Origin of the sequence: Salinimicrobium sediminilitoris (genome assembly GCF_020866905.1) — a bacterium.
Classification (GTDB): Bacteria; Bacteroidota; Bacteroidia; order Flavobacteriales; family Flavobacteriaceae; genus Salinimicrobium; species Salinimicrobium sediminilitoris.
Genome location: NZ_JAIVCC010000005.1, coordinates 863064 through 879781, shown reverse-complemented (window position 1 = coordinate 879781; position 16718 = coordinate 863064). Strand labels below are relative to the sequence as shown.

The 16718-nt window shown below is 41.7% G+C and carries 15 protein-coding genes; 8 read left to right on the top strand and 7 right to left on the bottom strand.

The window, feature by feature from the left end; genetic code table 11:
* Positions 1-278 precede the first annotated feature (278 nt).
* From LA313_RS09085 to LA313_RS09065, 5 genes are all read right to left on the bottom strand, one after another.
* Positions 279-716: a hypothetical protein gene (locus tag LA313_RS09085; RefSeq protein ID WP_228914367.1), complete on the bottom strand. Its 438-nt coding sequence runs from the start codon at positions 714-716 to the stop codon at positions 279-281.
* Positions 717-750: 34 nt separating this feature from the next.
* A complete protein-coding gene (locus LA313_RS09080; RefSeq protein WP_228914366.1) occupies positions 751-1440 on the bottom strand; it encodes a hypothetical protein in 690 nt (229 codons plus the stop codon).
* A 14-nt stretch (positions 1441-1454) separates the two neighbouring features.
* On the bottom strand, positions 1455-2318 hold the full coding sequence (locus LA313_RS09075; protein WP_228914365.1) for a GIY-YIG nuclease family protein: 864 nt from the start codon (positions 2316-2318) through the stop codon (positions 1455-1457).
* Positions 2319-2401: 83 nt separating this feature from the next.
* Positions 2402-4108, bottom strand: coding sequence for an AIPR family protein (locus LA313_RS09070; RefSeq protein ID WP_228914364.1), 1707 nt, complete (start codon positions 4106-4108; stop codon positions 2402-2404).
* 486 nt (positions 4109-4594) lie between these two features.
* Positions 4595-5155, bottom strand: a complete 561-nt coding sequence (locus tag LA313_RS09065; RefSeq protein ID WP_228914363.1) for a hypothetical protein — start codon at positions 5153-5155, stop codon at positions 4595-4597.
* A gap of 201 nt (positions 5156-5356) precedes the next feature.
* Here LA313_RS09065 and LA313_RS09060 point away from each other — a divergent pair, with 201 nt between their 5' ends.
* Together LA313_RS09060 and LA313_RS09055 are read left to right on the top strand one after the other, a co-directional pair.
* Positions 5357-8638 (top strand): amidohydrolase family protein, encoded by a 3282-nt coding sequence (locus LA313_RS09060; RefSeq protein ID WP_228914362.1) that lies wholly within the window; start codon positions 5357-5359, stop codon positions 8636-8638.
* Positions 8639-8691: 53 nt separating this feature from the next.
* Complete coding sequence (locus LA313_RS09055) at positions 8692-8877, top strand: hypothetical protein (RefSeq protein ID WP_228914361.1); 186 nt, start codon at positions 8692-8694, stop codon at positions 8875-8877.
* A gap of 632 nt (positions 8878-9509) precedes the next feature.
* On the opposite strand, the gene LA313_RS09050 is transcribed toward LA313_RS09055, so the two are convergent.
* Both LA313_RS09050 and LA313_RS09045 read right to left on the bottom strand, forming a co-directional pair.
* Positions 9510-11633, bottom strand: coding sequence for a tetratricopeptide repeat protein (locus LA313_RS09050; protein WP_228914360.1), 2124 nt, complete (start codon positions 11631-11633; stop codon positions 9510-9512).
* Positions 11611-12375, bottom strand: a complete 765-nt coding sequence (locus tag LA313_RS09045; RefSeq protein ID WP_228914359.1) for a LytR/AlgR family response regulator transcription factor — start codon at positions 12373-12375, stop codon at positions 11611-11613. Before LA313_RS09045 ends, LA313_RS09050 begins: the two co-directional genes overlap by 23 nt.
* Positions 12376-12688: 313 nt before the next feature.
* Here LA313_RS09045 and LA313_RS09040 point away from each other — a divergent pair, with 313 nt between their 5' ends.
* From LA313_RS09040 to LA313_RS09015, 6 genes are all read left to right on the top strand, one after another.
* Complete coding sequence (locus LA313_RS09040; RefSeq protein ID WP_228914358.1) at positions 12689-13198, top strand: outer membrane beta-barrel protein; 510 nt, start codon at positions 12689-12691, stop codon at positions 13196-13198.
* A gap of 112 nt (positions 13199-13310) precedes the next feature.
* Complete coding sequence (locus tag LA313_RS09035; RefSeq protein WP_228914357.1) at positions 13311-13664, top strand: DUF4870 domain-containing protein; 354 nt, start codon at positions 13311-13313, stop codon at positions 13662-13664.
* Between the two features lie 209 nt (positions 13665-13873).
* Positions 13874-14191, top strand: coding sequence for a hypothetical protein (locus LA313_RS09030; protein WP_228914356.1), 318 nt, complete (start codon positions 13874-13876; stop codon positions 14189-14191).
* 194 nt (positions 14192-14385) lie between these two features.
* Positions 14386-14754, top strand: coding sequence for a DUF6122 family protein (locus LA313_RS09025; protein ID WP_228914355.1), 369 nt, complete (start codon positions 14386-14388; stop codon positions 14752-14754).
* 217 nt (positions 14755-14971) lie between these two features.
* Entirely contained in the window at positions 14972-15589 is a 618-nt protein-coding gene (locus tag LA313_RS09020) for a deoxynucleoside kinase (RefSeq protein ID WP_228914354.1), read from the top strand.
* 189 nt (positions 15590-15778) lie between these two features.
* The gene (locus tag LA313_RS09015) at positions 15779-16477 is read left to right on the top strand and encodes a protein-L-isoaspartate(D-aspartate) O-methyltransferase (protein WP_228914353.1); all 699 of its coding nucleotides are present in this window, start codon (positions 15779-15781) and stop codon (positions 16475-16477) included.
* The last annotated feature ends 241 nt before the right edge of the window (positions 16478-16718 follow it).

Here is a 16718-nt window from a genome sequence, read left to right as displayed (position 1 = left end):
TTGTTGAGTGTTACTTTGCTATAATTTTGTAGGGATTGTTAAAAATAGTATAAATTCCTACATAGCAGCATTTTCATTGAGAAACTTTCTAAACCTCTTCATTATCGCCAATCGGAAATTGAGCAGGCAGCTGCTGCGGAAGAGGTTCTTAAAATGGCATTTTTAAAAGGTAATTGAGGAAGTTGGATTTTAGAAGTGCGAGGTTAGAAGTGTGATTTTTGACCTACCACCGCTGAAGCTAGGGCGTGTAAAAATTTAAATTTTGGAAATCTTTACTCTTAAAGCTTTTGGTATACATAGGTGTAGCTTTGCCACTGAACATTTGCTGTAGATAATTGCACGGTCATATGAAGAGTGTTCATATTGGGAAAAGAGACTTCATAAGTGGTCCCGGTATTCCCTCCCCTGCTAAGGTTGTATAATCCTTCGGAAACTTTTTTCCATTCATAGATCCCGGAGGCAGTTTCATTTATTATACATTCAGAATTTTCACCGTAGCGGTAATAAGCGACCTCAAGCTTTCCATTATTTTTAAAGGTCATGGTTTCCATTTTTGAGCAGTCGTTGCCTTCAATAACTACCGGCTCTCCCTGTAAAGGCGTTTTGATCATTTTTACATGGCTCCAGGTTGCCACAACGGGATCATCTGGTGCTGTATCTTCTTTAGAACAGGAGAGCAAGGTAACCAGACAAAACAGGAGTAGTATTTTTTCCATTTGAATATTTAAAAGCGGTCAAAATAGTATTTTTTTATTTTTTTAGAGGATCGTATTCTACAACTTTTGGAGTCTCAACAGCTAGATCAATATAAAATAAATGCTGCCGGTCTTTGTTATCCAAGTGCCCGTCTCCGTTGCTATCTTCACTGGTTTTGAAGTAGAGCCGGTTCATCTCGTCAACTACCGTCAATTGCAGCAGGTGCTGACCTTTTGGAGTGAGTTTTCTGAAGTTTTCTCCGTTAATGTTGCTAATGTAAAGTGAGTTTGCATCTTCCCCATCCAGGTTTTCATCACCATTGGTATCCCGATCCCGCATTTCGTAAATCAGAAACTGTTTTCCGGTATTTTCAAAGATGCTGCGGAGGAATTCAACAGAATAGATCACCACCCGTCCGTTCGTTAGCGGCACCAATTCTTCAGAATCTATTTGCTGAAATTTGATGTTGCTCATTCTCCCCTTAATCACATCTGAAGATTGATATACATGACCTCCCGACGAGCCTCCGGAACCGAAATACTCCGATCTCTCCTCCCCCAGTTCCCCTACAGGATGCAACAGGTATTTTGTGCTGTCAATATGTACCGGCAAATGCGCGACAGCTTTTATTTCTTCAAATTCTTTTTCCTGAGGCGCGCCTCCAGGAATTGGTCTCCTCATTTCATCATCGATGCAGCTTGTTGTCAACAGGCATAAAAACAGAAGGAATAGAAATTTTGTCATTTTTGAAAGGTTTTTTATGAGTTAGATTCCACCGCTTTTAGTGGACGGCCGTCATTAAGTTTCCACTCCGTTAAACCATTTGCACTTCTTCCCATTACAACAGCAGCTGCAGCTGACGGACTGGAAAACAAATGATCCTTTCTCAACACGAGCTTATTATTGACCTCAACAATTATGTTGTCATCAATTAAGCTTTGCCTGAATTTAACCAAATTCTCCGGGAAGGAGTTGGTAATGGAATTTGCTATTTCTGAATCCTTTAAAACGACAAATCCTTCGTTGGTCATTTGTCCTTTCGCGTTGGCACCTCTTACTGAATTTATGTAGAAGGTATTGTTTACCTCCTCCTGAGTTGTTTGGGCTTTTCTAAGCTCTTCAAATATTTTATATCCTAAAGAATTCACCAACAGTCTGATGTTCTCCAGGAACTCTTCCATTTCTGCTTTGTCAGATTCTGATATTGAAGACCTCGGTGGCAAATTACCATTTTCCAGGTCGTAACGATTAACTTTCAACGCAATTTCATGTAATCTGCTTTCCAGGTATTTGATGTGAGCCTTATTAAGGTTTTCATCCTTGCTTACAAAGACAAGGGCTTCGTTCCAGAAATCCTTTGCAGATAAATGCTGGTTCAATCTTTTATAAATCCCCTCTGCTTCACCTATGTAAGCAAGTTCTTTGTTTTCTGATTTATCAGATTTTCCAAATAGAATATAGATCCCGGTGTTTTCCAATTCCGGCCGGTCTGAGGATTCTTTAATTTTCTTCCTTGGAATTTTCAGAGCTTTCCCAGTCCAGTTAGACAATTCGCAGGTCATCCTGCCATTTGGCTCCCCGTCTACAAGGAAGATCTTTATAGTTTTACCGAAGTTTTTCATAAACTAAGAATTAAGAAATAAGGAATTTACAGACTTAAAAAGAATGTGGTGTATAATGGCGATGACAGTCATTTCGGAGGTAGCTATTTACTATACACCTTATCGGCTGCAGTTATCTTTTCTCTAATCAATTCTTTTAGCTCAGTAATTAATTCCTTCCCCTTTGCAACCGCGTTAGTTCCACCGAGGGAATCGTATAAGACATTCACATCATCAATAGCAGTTTGCCAAGAGTCTTCAGAAACTTCTGATAAATTCAAACCTTCAATTTCTTTCGGAGTTGGAGATTCCTTTTTTAGAGCAAGACAAGTAATATAAAGAGCTACATGATATTTCATATCCCCAATTTGTGAAGTTGAAAATGAGCTCTTGCTTGCTTTTAATCTATGTTCGGTTTGCTTTTGAATGTTTACACACTTTGCGTACAGTTTAATTGGATAATCTTCAGTAAAGACACGCTTATAATCACTATCATTTTTTAATAAAGATGAAGGTCTGGCACGTGCATAATCAGGCTCTTGCAAAACTATTGCCATTACTGCTTGGCCTAAATAAGAAATGCTTACGATGCTATTAATTGGTTTTCCATTGTTTTTGTAAAAGTTTTTCCTTCTGTCATAATAAAAACCTTCTGTGAGCAAAAAGTCTTCTAGATCCCGGTGAATGGATTCTGTTGCACGAAGTGAGGCAAGAGGAACCTTGGTCTGACTATTAGTAGCACGAATTACCTTTAATCGACTCTTTTCTGATTTCGTAGTAATAACTCGTACAAGAACGTTTCTTTCATCCTGAGAATCGGGGACACCTCGGAAATAATTATAAACTTCAAACGAAGTTTGAAGGCCATTAACTATTTGAGGGTCCTCAATTGTTAGAGTTTTTCCAGAGTATGTTGCTTTGCTAACAGTAATTGTAATTCCATTATTGAGCCACCAAAAATCTTCTTCTCCAGGATTTTCTAATGTTTCTTTAATTCCTTTATTTACTTCTACGGTTCCCTGATAGTCTCTTACATTTGCATCAAAAAAATATTTTAGAAGTTTTTTATCATCACTCGTAATAAAATCAAAGTAAGACCTTATGGATGCAATGGCAATATACCCTTCATCTGTAGTTGAAATTGGATTGTCCTTGAGAAGAAGTTGTTTTACTCTTGTTTGTTCTTTTCTAGAAATCTCTAATAATTTTTGAGCTGTAATAAATTCGAATTTAAAGGAAGCATCTGAATACAACTCTTGAAAAGTTGAGTCAATAACACTCACCTTTCTTTCTGTATTCGGATGAACTTCAGTTCCTTTGGAGCAATAAAAATATTGTATACTTAATTCGGGAAATTTGCTAATGATCTTCTTGTATTGTTCCCTGAATATCTTGACACTCCTAATTAACTGCTCATTATAAACGGATCTTAATGCATCTAAGTCATTTGAAAGGTCAAACAGTTCCTTTGCTGAAGAGTTACACTTCTCCACTGCTGTTTCAGTAAAACTATTGGTAAACTTGGATTGAATCACCACTAACTCTAATAGTGTATTTTTTTTTGCGTCAACAATGTCATCAACTGATTGAATTAATTCCCCATTTATAAATGTATATATACCATCAATCCCACCGTCTCCGCCACCTTCTGTTATTCCCTTTTCAATTTCTTCATAATTCAAATCGTAATTTTTCAAAATTTGTTCAGTTGCATAAATATGAAAGAAATCATTTATTGAAATTTCTGGGTACAACTCATCTCTCTTTTGTTCAACAAGAGTTTGAACTATAATTTGGTGATTTGATGTCATTTTTAACTGTTTAAAATTTCTGAAAGCAACGGTATAACATGACACTGCCATGTCTTGTCAGGCTTTTTGTCAATATTCCAGAGATTTATTAATTACCATAAATTGTAGGGAATGTTAAAAATAACATTATAAACCTACAGGAACACCTTTTCTTAAAGAAACTTTTCAACGCCTTATCCTTGTCGATAGTTTTGGCAATAGAACCTTCAAAAACCCCTATATTTAGCCCTCTTAAAATCTTTATATGATCCATAAATCGCTACTGGAATTGCTGCTGCTAATGTCAACCTCCGTAGTATTTGTGGAAGAAGAAGAAATGTAGAAGGTTCATTTGGAATGAGTTTACTATTCCCGTTTTTTCCTTCTGTTACGGTAATTATTAAGTTGCAAATGAATTTTTCACTGATAGCGGGATCGGCAAATTTATATGCTTTGCAATTTTAAAATTGTGTTTATAGTAATACAGCTCGTCTCCGGTGAGAAATCCTAATAATAACCAATAGGAATTCTTATCCCAATTGCAGCAGCTGCGGTGAACTGTTTCACACCGGTATGAAAATAAGAAGTCAATTTAACACTCATATTATGTCGCGGCCCCAGTTCCACACCCAAAGAGAAAGGAATGTGTGCAAAAAGTCCTTTCTTATCAATATTGATATTGGGGGTGACAGTTTGAAAAGATCCAAGTGACCCACCTAATCCTAATTCAGCAAAAGGCGCCACCCATTCAAACGGGTACCTCACGCGCGCTTTTCCTCCAAAGAGAACGGCGCTTGCAGTCGATTTAGTCCGGCCGGCATTAGACCCGGAAAGATCTCCCTTCATTTCGGCCAGCGTATAACCGGCATATGCTCTCAAATCAATCCACTCGTTCACTCCAAATAAATACTCTCCCTGTGCATAAACACCTGCACCAAAATACCCCACCTCATCATAAGGCACACTTATTCCATAACCTACAGAAACATCAATGACTTCTTCCCAATATTGAGCCTGTGCCCGGGTTACAGCAAAAATCGTGAGGATTGTAAAAAGTACTTTTTTCATTCAGGTGATAAATATAGCAGAAAGCTTCTATTCTCAAGTTTTTGTTGACAAATTCCCTTAATCCATAACGAAAATTGTTGTCGAGGCAACTCAGGTTTCCAAAACTACCAACTTAAAGGGAGCGGCTTACCTCCTGGCATCCCCAAAAAACATAAAAACATTCCATATATTTAGCCCTCTTAAAATTCTCAAACTTTATATATGATCCAAAGATCGCTACTGGCATTGCTGCTGCTAATGTCAACCTCCTTAGTATTTGCGCAGGAAGAAGAAAAGAAAGATGAAAAGAAATGGGACGTGAATGATCCCTATACCGATGACTGGAACATCAAAGAAGTTCCCCTCAATACCGATGAAGGTACCTGGATGAACCTCGACGTAAGCCCCGACGGAAAGCAGATCGTTTTTGACCTTTTAGGGGATCTATACATTATGCCAATCGACGGTGGAAAAGCCACTGCACTTACCAGCGGGATGGCCTATGATGTGCAGCCGCGGTTTAGCCCCGATGGGAAAAGCATCTCCTATACCAGTGACGCCGGTGGCGGAGACAACATCTGGATCATGGATGCAACCGGCAAGAATGCCAAACAACTCACGCATGAAAACTTCAGGCTGCTCAACAACTCCGAGTGGATGCCCGACGGGAACGCGATCGTTGCCCGAAAGCATTTTACCTCCGGCCGCTCCCTTGGTGCCGGGGAAATGTGGATGTACCATTTAGGCGCAGGAAAAGCAGGGATCCAGCTTGTGGAAAAGAAGAACGAACAGCAGGATATGAACGAGCCGAGTATTTCCTCTGATGGCCGTTATCTTTACTACAGCCAGGATGAGTACCCCGGCGGATTTTTCCAATACAACAAAGATCCCAACAAGCAGATCTATGTAATCAATCGCTACGACTTTAAAACCGGAGAGATCGACCGGGTAACCGGAGGTCCCGGGGGTGCTGCAAGACCGCAGGTATCCCCTGACGGAAAAAAGCTGGCTTTTGTAAAGCGGGTACGCACAAAATCTGTACTGTTCATCCACGACCTGGAAACGGGTGAGGAATGGCCGGTATACGACCAGTTGAGCAAAGACCAGCAGGAGGCATGGGCGATCTTCGGGGTATATCCCGGTTTCAGCTGGATGCCGAACAACAAAGACATTGTGATGTGGGCCGAAGGAAAGATCAAAAAAGTGAACATTGATAACACCAATGTTTCAGAAATACCTTTCAACGTCGACACCACCATCAAAATAGCCGAAAGCCACCACACCGATCACCAGGTACATACAGAGGAATTTAATCCGAAAGTGATCCGTCATGCGGTGACATCCCCCGACGGGAAAACTTTGGTCTTCAATGCCGTGGGTTACCTGTGGAAGAAAAACCTTCCTAACGGAACTCCGCAGCGCATCACCGATGCTGAAGAATTCGAATTTGAACCCAGCTTCTCTCCCGACGGAAAGAGCATCGTATATGTGACCTGGAGCGATAACAATATGGGCGCTGTAAGAACTGTAGACCTCAACGGAAGGAATGCAAAAAAACTAACTGCTGAAAAAGGCATTTTCAGGAACCCTTCTTTTTCAGGCGATGGTAAGATGATCGTCTTCAACAAGGAAGGCGGAAACTCTGACCTGGGAAGGACCTTCACCAAGAACCCCGGAATTTACCTGATGAAGGCTTCCGGAGAAAATATGAAAAAGATCCACGATGAAGGCGAGTTTGCCATGTTCAACACCAATGATGACCGTATCCTGTTCCAAACAGGGGGATATTTATTCGGAAACCTTACCAAATCCCTGAAGAGTATCGACCTCAACGGAAAGGACGAGCGCACCCACATCGAATCCAAGTACGGCGGCCGACTGGTTCCAAGTCCCGACAATAAATGGGTAGCCTTTAGCAACCTGCACAAAGCATACGTGGCACCGCTGGTCATGGCTGGAAAAGCTGTGGAAATTGGCCCTGACAGTAAAATCCTTCCGGTGAGTCAGTTGGCGAAAGATGCGGGGATCAACCTGCACTGGTCAAACGACAGCCAGAATGTGCACTGGACTCTAGGAGACGAATATTTCACCAACAAAATTACCGAGCGGTTTACCTTTTTAGAGAATTCTGTGGATTCTATTCCGCCAATCACCAAAGAGGGAACAAAGATCGGGCTGCAGGTGAAGACAGATGTTCCGAAGGGACAGATCGCTTTCACCAATGCGCGAATCATTACCATGGACGGCGATAAGGTGATCGAGAACGGAAGTATTGTGATCGAAGGCAACAAGATCGTGCAGATAGGAACAGCTTCAGAAGTAAGTGTTCCGCGAAATGCGAAGGTTTACGATGTGGCAGGCAAAACGATAATGCCCGGAATGGTGGATGCCCATGCCCACATTGGCGCCTTTAGATATGGCCTGACTCCGCAGCAGCACTGGCCGGCATTCGCTAACCTGGCTTACGGCGTGACTACAGCACATGATCCTTCTGCTTTAAGTGAAACCGTCTTTGGAATGGCCGAATTGATCAAGAGCGGCGAAATGGTTGGCCCACGCCTCTACTCCACCGGGATCATCCTGTACGGGGCCGAAGGGGATTTTAAAGCAGAGATCAACAGCCTGGAAGATGCGCGATCAGCTTTGAGAAGGACCAAGGCATTTGGAGCGACTTCAGTTAAAAGTTACAATCAGCCGCGCCGGGAGCAACGTCAGCAGGTGATGCAGGCAGCAAAAGAACTCGATATGAATGTGGTGCCCGAGGGTGGAAGTACCTTTTTGCACAACATGAACATGATCGTGGACGGGCATACCGGGATCGAACACAATATTCCCGTGGCACCGGTCTATAAAGATGTGCTTACCCTTTGGGGCAACAGCGACACCGGTTATACTCCCACGCTGATCGTTAACTACGGCGGAATCAACGGGGAGTATTATTTCTATGACAAGACCAATGTGTGGGAAAATGAAAAACTTCTGAATTTCACTCCGCGGTCGGTGATCGATTCCCGCTCAAGGCACCGCACCACTTTGCCGGAAGAAGAATATGAGCAGGGACCAATATTGGTTTCAGAAACTGCCAAACAACTTTCTGATGAAGGCGTGAAAGTGAACATGGGCGCGCATGGACAACTTCAGGGGCTTGGAGCTCACTGGGAGCTTTGGCTGATTCAAATGGGCGGCATGAGCAACATGGAAGCGTTGCAAACTGCTACCATCAATTCCGCAGAATATATTGGCTTGGGCAGCGAGATCGGTTCCCTTGAAGAAGGAAAGCTAGCCGACTTGATCGTGATGGAGAAGAATCCGCTGGAGGATATTAAGAACACCAACAGCATCATCTACACTATGGTCAACGGAAGACTTTATGACGCTGAAACCATGAATGAGATAGGAAACGAGCCAAAAGAAAGGTTACCATTTTACTGGGAGAACAACCGGTATAATCCTTCTTTTGGATGGCATGAGGAGAGCACGGGGCATGGGTGTATGGCTCATTAAAATAGACCGCTGCGCTGCTAGAAATTAGACCGCTGCGCTGTTAGAAATTAGACTTGATTGAGATTAAAGCCGGGATCCTATGGATCTCGGCTTTTTCTTTTTCCTTCGGAAAAAGGAACATCCTTCCTTCCACCCGTCATCCTGAACTTGTTTCAGGATCTCGTGAGTGCTTTATGACCCAGACTCCAAAGAATTGGGCTAAAGCCCTATATCATTATCATCTTAAATCCCCCACCTGAAGGTGGGGGCTATTCATAAGTCACTATCCTTTCCGGTCTGGTTCTGCTGTCATCCTGAACTTGTTTCAGGATCTTTTTGAAATTCAGTCTACACCCACCCCACCCTGCGGGCACCCCTCCGGAGGAGGGGATAAATTAAAAGTCCCGGAGGGGCGACATATTTATAGCCCGGGATTTCAACCCCAAGATTATATCGTACCAAAATCAAGAGCCCCAGAGGGGCGGCATAAATAAAGAGTGACAAGAAATTCAGAGAATAGAATTCTCACCGGTTTGGGCTGAAGCCCAAATTATCATCATTTTAAATTCCCCACCTGAATGGGGCTATTCATAAATTACAGTCCTTTCCAAAATGGTTCTCTCGTCATCCTGAACTTGTTTCAGGATCTCTTGGAAATTCAGTCTACACCCACCCCACCCTGCGGGCACCCCTCCGGAGGAGGGGATAAATAAAAAGCTCCGGAGGGGCGACATATTTATAGCCCAGGGTTTCAACCCCGGGATTATATCGTACAAAAATCAAGAGCCCCGGAGGGGCGGCAGATTTTAAAAATTATTCCGGAAATCGAAATCTTCCTAAACAAAATAGGAGTAGTTACCGTGAAATGTATCGATCTCGCAAACCACATGAATCAGGTTAAAAATTCCGCAGGATTTTTGGCAAAGGCATTTTGCTTCAGTTTAAAAAGGATCCTGGTACCTTCAGGCCTCCCCTGTTCATCCTTTTTATCAATGACCTCAAAATCAATATTCCCCGAATAACTCTTGTTGTAAAGCTCTATCCTTTCTTTTATGATCTGCATGCCCATGCTTTTATGATCTTTTTCAGAAGATCTCTTGCCGGTGCCGCTTCTGCCCACTCCGTTATCATCAATAATGATCCAGATATCCTCCCCTTCAGGAATTACTTCCAGAAGCAAGGTCTTTGTCTCGCGTTTACTTGGAAGCAGTCCGTGCCAGATGGCATTTTCGATCAACGGCTGCAGCAGTAATGGCGGGATCATCACATTCCCCACCTCAGGAATATCATCTCCTTTGATCTCGAAGGAAAAATCCTTCTCAAAACGATTCTTTTCAAGGGTAAGGTAATAATGAGTTAACTGAAGTTCTTCAGATAATGGAACCACATGTTTTTGGGAGGTTTCCAGCACCATCCTGGTATAGCGGCTAAAAACCACGAGATATTTCATTGCTTTTGCATTCTGCTGACTTTGGATAAGATAGGTGATGGCATTTAGACTGTTAAAAATGAAATGCGGGTTGATTCTCAGGCGGGTGACCAGGATCTCTGCACGGGCAAGATTGCGCTCGTAAATCGCCTTCATCTTTTCTTTTTCCTCTTTCAGAATGCGTGCATTGACCTTCTTCTTCATCCTTATATTGCGGTACTGCAAGCCAAAGATCACCAGGATGAACAAAGATCCAAGGCCCATGAGTAACACGAGTATCCTGCGCTGCTCCAGTTTTTGACGCTGATTGTCTAAAACTGTTTGCTGCAGCGCCTTATCTTTCTCAAGAAGCTGAATATGGTCTTCTTTTTTTTCTATATCATACTGTCGAATGAGTGCGGCTATTTCAACATTTTGTTCTTCAAGCTTGATACTGTCTTCATAGGCTTTTCCCTGTTTGAGGTATTGCAAAGCATCAGAAGGTTTCTCTTGCCTTTCAAGTATTTGGGCCAGTTTATAGGAATTGGCCATGATAAGTCCATGTTGGTTGAGATCTTTTGCAAGCTCCAGTGATCTCCGGAAGTAATCCCGGGCAAGATCAAGTCGATCCTGCTCTAAACGTACATCCCCAAGGCTTCCCTGGATCTGGGCCTGCCGGTGTGTATCACCCAGTTCCTGGAATCTCTTGAGGGCATCCATAAAATAGGAAGCAGCGCGGTCCAGGTCTTCTTCCTCCTCCAGGTAAGACTTACCATAAAACTCATAGGTTATAGCGAGACCATAGTCATCATTCCTATCCAGGTTTAACCTTAGTAACTCATCAAGATATTCGCGGGCCTTTGCAAATTCATCTTTAGATATATAATAATCACTTATAGACAGGTAATTCATGGCTACCCCAAGACTGTTTCCCCGTTCTTTTTCGGCTTCCAGGGAACGCTCAAAATATTTTAAAGCTTCGTCCTGCCTCCCGGCTATATTTCCAAGGGTATTACCAATCCCATTACCCGCAATTGCAATATTTTTAAGATTGTTCTCCTTTTCTGCTATTTTCAACGCCTTCATGTAATAGGAAACGGCAGTATCATACCTCTGGTCATAACGCCCAGCCACCCCCGCATTGTTTGCAAAGATCATCTTGTATACCGGGTCAACCTCCTTATTCTCAATAAGCCTATAGGCCTTGATATGCAGGGGCATCGCTTCATCATATCGTTGGTGAAACCTGTAGAGTAAGCCAAGGTTGTCCAGTGACCTCGCATAAAGCAAAGAATCTCCGGTGTTTAATGCTTCCTGAATAATATCACGAGCAAAGGAATATTCTTTTTCTTCCCGGTGCTCATTCCGGTGGAGTTCCCGAAGCATTTGAAGTCCGGTAATAACCCTTAAAGAATCATTGGTTTCCTGCTCATAAGAAGTTGTAAGGCTATCAAGACGAGATTGAGAAAATCCCGAGGTAGTGCAAAGGAAAATAAGAATGAACCATAGAAGACACAAGGGTCTACGGAGTTTTCCTGAAAACTTCAGCATAGATCCCGGTCGATTGGAAGAATTTGAAATGTTATTAAGCTGTTTTGGTAATTGCATCAAATAAATTGGTGATCAGGTCTTTTTTACTTTTGCTTACCGGGATGGATTTTCCGTCCTGCATCACAAGATATCCGCCGTCATTCCGGTAATACTTTTTCATGTAATTGGGATTGATGAGATAGGACTTATGAATGCGGATGAAAAAGTATTTGTCGAGCAGTTTTTCAAATTCCTTGAGAGTTTTACTCAATACAAGTTTCCGGTTATCAACGGTAAATAATAAGGTATAGTTATTCTGACTTTGGCAGTATAAAATTTCATTTGTTTCTATAAACTCGTAACCTTCAGTTACCGGGACTGCAATTTTATTTTTAAGAATCCCTTCTCTTTTCATGTGATTCAACAGCTCATTCATGTTTTCAGAAGAAAGGGTCTTTTTCATTTCCCGTTCTTTTTTCCACTGCAGCACCGCTGTTTCAAATTCTGTTTCATCAATGGGTTTAAGAAGGTAATTTACAGCATTGGCTTTAAAAGCCTGTGCAGCATACTGGCTGTAGGCAGTGGTAAAAATAACATCAAAATTTTCTACAGAAAGTTGATCGAGCAATTCAAAACCATTCATTCCCGGCATCTCCACATCGAGAAATAATAGATCTGGTTTTACATTGGGAATAGACACCAGCGCGTCCTCGGGTTTGGTGCCCTTAAAGACGATCTCGGCTTCAGGAAACTTGCTTTTCACGTGCAGGACAAGCCCCTCTACACAATGTACTTCATCATCTACGATCGCTACTCTCATTTTGGTATAAATTCAAAAATTGAACGTTTTGACATAATAAAAGTAGGTTTTATAAACGATCCAATAAAAAATTAACTGATTAAATACCTTTATTCATTAGAATAAGTACAGTATGAATTAGGCTAAGGCATAATTGACAGGTTTCACTTTAAAATTTCCTCTAAATAATTTTTGAGGCGGCTATACTAATTCAAAACCCCTCTTCACTCAATTTCCTTCCAATTAAACTAGTAATATTTAGACTTTTACACCCACCAATCAGAATTACAACTTCTGAAAGATTTTAAAACACTAACCTTTAAACTGTTTAAACATGAAAATGAAATTACTTTTTACCAGCGCTTTGATCATACTTGGAAGTTGCTTTGTAACAAATGCCCAAACCGATACAAAAATGGGGGCGATGGCTGCTTACGGGACCGAGATTGAAAACCTGGGGCTGGGTGTCAATGCCGAATTCCCTGTATTGGAAAATCTAAGCATTTCTCCGGCCTTTATCTACTACTTCCCAAAAGATGAAGCTGGCGTGAGTTTGAACTGGTGGGAAATAAATGGAAATGCCAACTACTATTTTATGAATAGTGAGAGCCTCGGTTTCTATGGTATTGCCGGTCTCAATTACACTCATGTCAAATTCGATATAGACGATGCTCCCTTTGCAGATTCTTCCATGGAAACCAGTGATGGGCGATTTGGTTTAAACCTTGGCGCCGGTGCGAATTTCGATATTGGAAGTAGTATCACCCCTTTTGCTGAAGCTAAATACGTGATCATAGATGGGAGTCAGCTGGTACTTGCAGCCGGTGTGAAATTCAACCTGTAAAGTTTCTGAATTACTCCCCGAATGTTACCGGTGTTTTACTAAGAGCTCAAAAGCACTCCGGCAGCTAACCAACCATTAAAAACACCTTTTTTGAATCCTTAAAAAACAGATTATGGAAACCGGAAATACACAAACCCAAACCGAAAACGAGAGAACCAGTGATAAAACTATTGCAGTTATAGCCTATTTAACCATCATTGGCCTGGTAGCAGCATTTGTAATGAACAATGAGAAAAAAGATCCTTTTGCAGCCTACCACATCAAGCAATCTTTAGGACTCACGGTATGTGGATTCGCCGTTTTTGCCGTAGGAATGATCCCTGTTCTGGGATGGATAGTGAGTTTCTTTGGTTCCCTCTTCCTGTTGTACTTGTGGATCATGGGACTTATAAATGCCATTAACGGCAAAGCTAAACCTGTGCCCTTTTTGGGAAACAAGTTTGAAGAATGGTTTCAGAATATTTGAGAAAAAGGAAGTTTAAAAATGAAATTTTTGAACTTCGAGATAAAGACCAAACCCCAGAGCGAGACCATGAAAAAAATAATTATTAAAGGTATTTTATTATACTCCCAATTGGGTTTTAAAAACCACAGGGAGTGCGCATGATAGTGAACTATATCCCTTTAAATAAAAGATAACTACCAATTAAAAAACCAAACATCAAAAAACTAATTATGAAAAATTCCATTAAACTTCTATCAATCATTCTATGCTTCGGACTTTTTAATCTTACAGCCTGTTCCAGTGATGATGACTCGGGTGGCGACGATGAAATTTCCGGGTGTAATAATTTCGAAAGCGAATATGCTCCCGTAGCAGATGCCCTTTCGGCATATTCTCAAAATCCGAACGCAGAAAACTGCGAAGCCTATAAGAACGCCTTGCTTGAATTTTACAACGAATTCAGCGATTGTCCTTATTGGGGAGATTACTACCAGGAGGCTTATGACCAGATACAGGGTGTAGACTGCAGTGAAGCTGAAACAGATTAATTATTCACCATTCTAAAGTTAAGAATTGAAATCATTTGGGGGAATGACTTTCAGTTCTGGAAAATGGATGGACAGTGAAAGCTGTTCATCCATTTCGCGTTTTTAGAGTATTAAAGCTAACTTTGGACCAGATTTTGAAGCCGCAACTTGCAACCCGAAACAAAGAATCCTGAATTTTAAATTTTGATTCCTCAATGCTACAAACGCTGGTACATTATTTTCTCCACTTCATATTTATAGGTGCCATAGCCTATTGGTACGACCCGAAGAACTGGAAAAAAGCATGGCTTATTTTACTGGCGACAATGCTGGTGGATGTTGACCATGTTTTTGCAGACCCCATTTTTATGCCGGAGCGTTGCGGAATAGGCTATCATCCCCTGCATTCTGAATATATTATTCCGTTTTACTTCCTCGGAGCAGTTTTTATTAAACACAGGATCATTAAACTGGTAATGATAGGACTTGCTTTTCATATGATTACAGACACGATCGACTGCCTGTGGATGTATGGGAAGTGTGAGGAGTGTTCTATCGGGGAGGTGTTTGAAAGTATATTTTGAAAACCAGAGCCTCGGGTCTAGAGACTCGAGTCCAGACTATAGACTTTGATAGCATCTATAACCACTCCCCAATTACAAATCCCCAATTAACCAGTTTACCAATTCCCCATTAACTAAAAACCAATTTCAATTTTACTTTTAATAAAAAATCTAATTCCATTATATTTACCGGCGGAGTTTTCACTGCTCCCGGATCAACAGCCAAAAATCTCTGAACATGCACGTAGCCATTGCGGGAAACATAGGGGCGGGAAAAACCACCCTTACCAAATTACTAGCAAAACATTTTAACTGGGAAGCTCAATATGAAGATGTCCTGGAAAATCCATATCTGGAAGATTTTTACAACAAAATGGAACGCTGGTCATTTAACCTGCAAATCTACTTTTTAAACAGCCGGTTCCGCCAGATCCTTGAGCTTAGGGAAAGTGGAAAAGCGATCATCCAGGACCGTACTATCTATGAAGATGCTCATATTTTCGCACCCAACCTGCATGCGATGGGGCTCATGACCAACAGGGATTACGAGAATTATAAATCTCTTTTTGACCTTATGGAAAGTGTGGTACAGGGACCCGATCTTTTGATCTACCTGCGCAGCAGTATTCCCAATCTTGTTTCCCAGATCCATAAACGCGGCAGGGAATATGAAAATTCCATTTCCATCGATTATCTAAGCCGGCTCAATGAGCGCTACGAAGCCTGGGTACACAACTACAATAAAGGTAATCTGCTCATCATTGATGTGGATAACATCAACTTTGTCGATAATCCGGAAGACCTGGGTAATATTATCACCAGAGTGGATGGCGAACTTCACGGACTTTTCAAGTAGATTTGAGATTTTAGATGGGAGACTAGACTGTCTCTCTTGTTAATATTTTTTCGGTTTAGCATAGTCTTCTGCTTTCGCATGGCAGCTTTGCGAAGACACAGCTGAGCGAAATTTTGACTTCGCACATTATTTTTTATTCAATAAGTATTCTTTCACAATTTACTGATTTTCATTACCTTAAATAGAAAAATGAAAATTGGTGTATTTATCTGGGGTTTTGTCCTGCTCTTTTTCTTTCCCTTTACTGAACAGGACAGATATCAGCAACAGCGCGAGAGAATGGTGAAGCAGCATCTTGCTTCCCGCGGAATAGATGATAAAAATGTTCTAAAGGCCATGCGGACTGTGGAGCGACACAAACTCGTTCCCCCGAACATGCAAAGCTATGCCTATGATGACAGGCCGCTACCCATTGGAAAAGGGCAAACCATTTCTCAGCCATTCATTGTTGCTTATATGACCCAGGCCATTAATCCTAAACCGGGAATGAAGGTGCTGGAAATAGGAACAGGATCTGGATACCAGGCGGCAGTGCTGGCTGAGATTGTAGATGAGGTCTACACCATTGAAACTGTCGAACCTTTGGCGAAGACTGCAAAAAAGAGACTTATAGAAATGGGTTACGACAACATCCACTTCAGGGTTGGGGATGGCTTTTACGGTTGGGAAGAACATGCGCCCTACGACGCTATTATTGTTACCGCTGCTCCCGAAGAAATCCCTCCCCGACTGGCAGAACAACTTAAGGTGGGTGGTAAAATGATCATCCCGGTTGGCCCCATGTCGGCTTCGCAGGAACTAAGACTTGTAACAAAACAAAAGAACGGAAAGCTGAAGATCAAAAACTTGATGCCGGTAAGGTTTGTGCCCTTTACAAGACGGAATTAGTGTTCAGTTCTCAGTCATCAGTGGTCAGGTTCAGTATGCAGTGCACAGTCCCAAGTCGGCAGTGATGGCAACTTACCTTTCTAATAATGGAGCATAAAGGCATAAAAAAGTTACAAGTCATCAGGAAGTTGGTATCCACATTCAAAAGAGGCAGATTGTTTCGGTCACCAAAAAGCTCCGTTTCGCATGAAGCGCGGAACGTAGAAAGGGCAACCTGCAACCTGCAACCTGCAACAACATT

Bases quoted from the DNA above. Each gene is read 5' to 3' on its own strand.
- LA313_RS09085 (WP_228914367.1), bottom strand. From the start codon at position 716: ATGGAAAAAATACTACTCCTGTTTTGTCTGGTTACCTTGCTCTCCTGT.
- LA313_RS09080 (WP_228914366.1), bottom strand. From the start codon at position 1,440: ATGACAAAATTTCTATTCCTTCTGTTTTTATGCCTGTTGACAACAAGC.
- LA313_RS09075 (WP_228914365.1), bottom strand. From the start codon at position 2,318: ATGAAAAACTTCGGTAAAACTATAAAGATCTTCCTTGTAGACGGGGAG.
- LA313_RS09070 (WP_228914364.1), bottom strand. From the start codon at position 4,108: ATGACATCAAATCACCAAATTATAGTTCAAACTCTTGTTGAACAAAAG.
- LA313_RS09065 (WP_228914363.1), bottom strand. From the start codon at position 5,155: ATGAAAAAAGTACTTTTTACAATCCTCACGATTTTTGCTGTAACCCGG.
- LA313_RS09060 (WP_228914362.1), top strand. From the start codon at position 5,357: ATGATCCAAAGATCGCTACTGGCATTGCTGCTGCTAATGTCAACCTCC.
- LA313_RS09050 (WP_228914360.1), bottom strand. From the start codon at position 11,633: ATGCAATTACCAAAACAGCTTAATAACATTTCAAATTCTTCCAATCGA.
- LA313_RS09045 (WP_228914359.1), bottom strand. From the start codon at position 12,375: ATGAGAGTAGCGATCGTAGATGATGAAGTACATTGTGTAGAGGGGCTT.
- LA313_RS09040 (WP_228914358.1), top strand. From the start codon at position 12,689: ATGAAAATGAAATTACTTTTTACCAGCGCTTTGATCATACTTGGAAGT.
- LA313_RS09035 (WP_228914357.1), top strand. From the start codon at position 13,311: ATGGAAACCGGAAATACACAAACCCAAACCGAAAACGAGAGAACCAGT.
- LA313_RS09030 (WP_228914356.1), top strand. From the start codon at position 13,874: ATGAAAAATTCCATTAAACTTCTATCAATCATTCTATGCTTCGGACTT.
- LA313_RS09025 (WP_228914355.1), top strand. From the start codon at position 14,386: ATGCTACAAACGCTGGTACATTATTTTCTCCACTTCATATTTATAGGT.
- LA313_RS09020 (WP_228914354.1), top strand. From the start codon at position 14,972: ATGCACGTAGCCATTGCGGGAAACATAGGGGCGGGAAAAACCACCCTT.
- LA313_RS09015 (WP_228914353.1), top strand. From the start codon at position 15,779: ATGAAAATTGGTGTATTTATCTGGGGTTTTGTCCTGCTCTTTTTCTTT.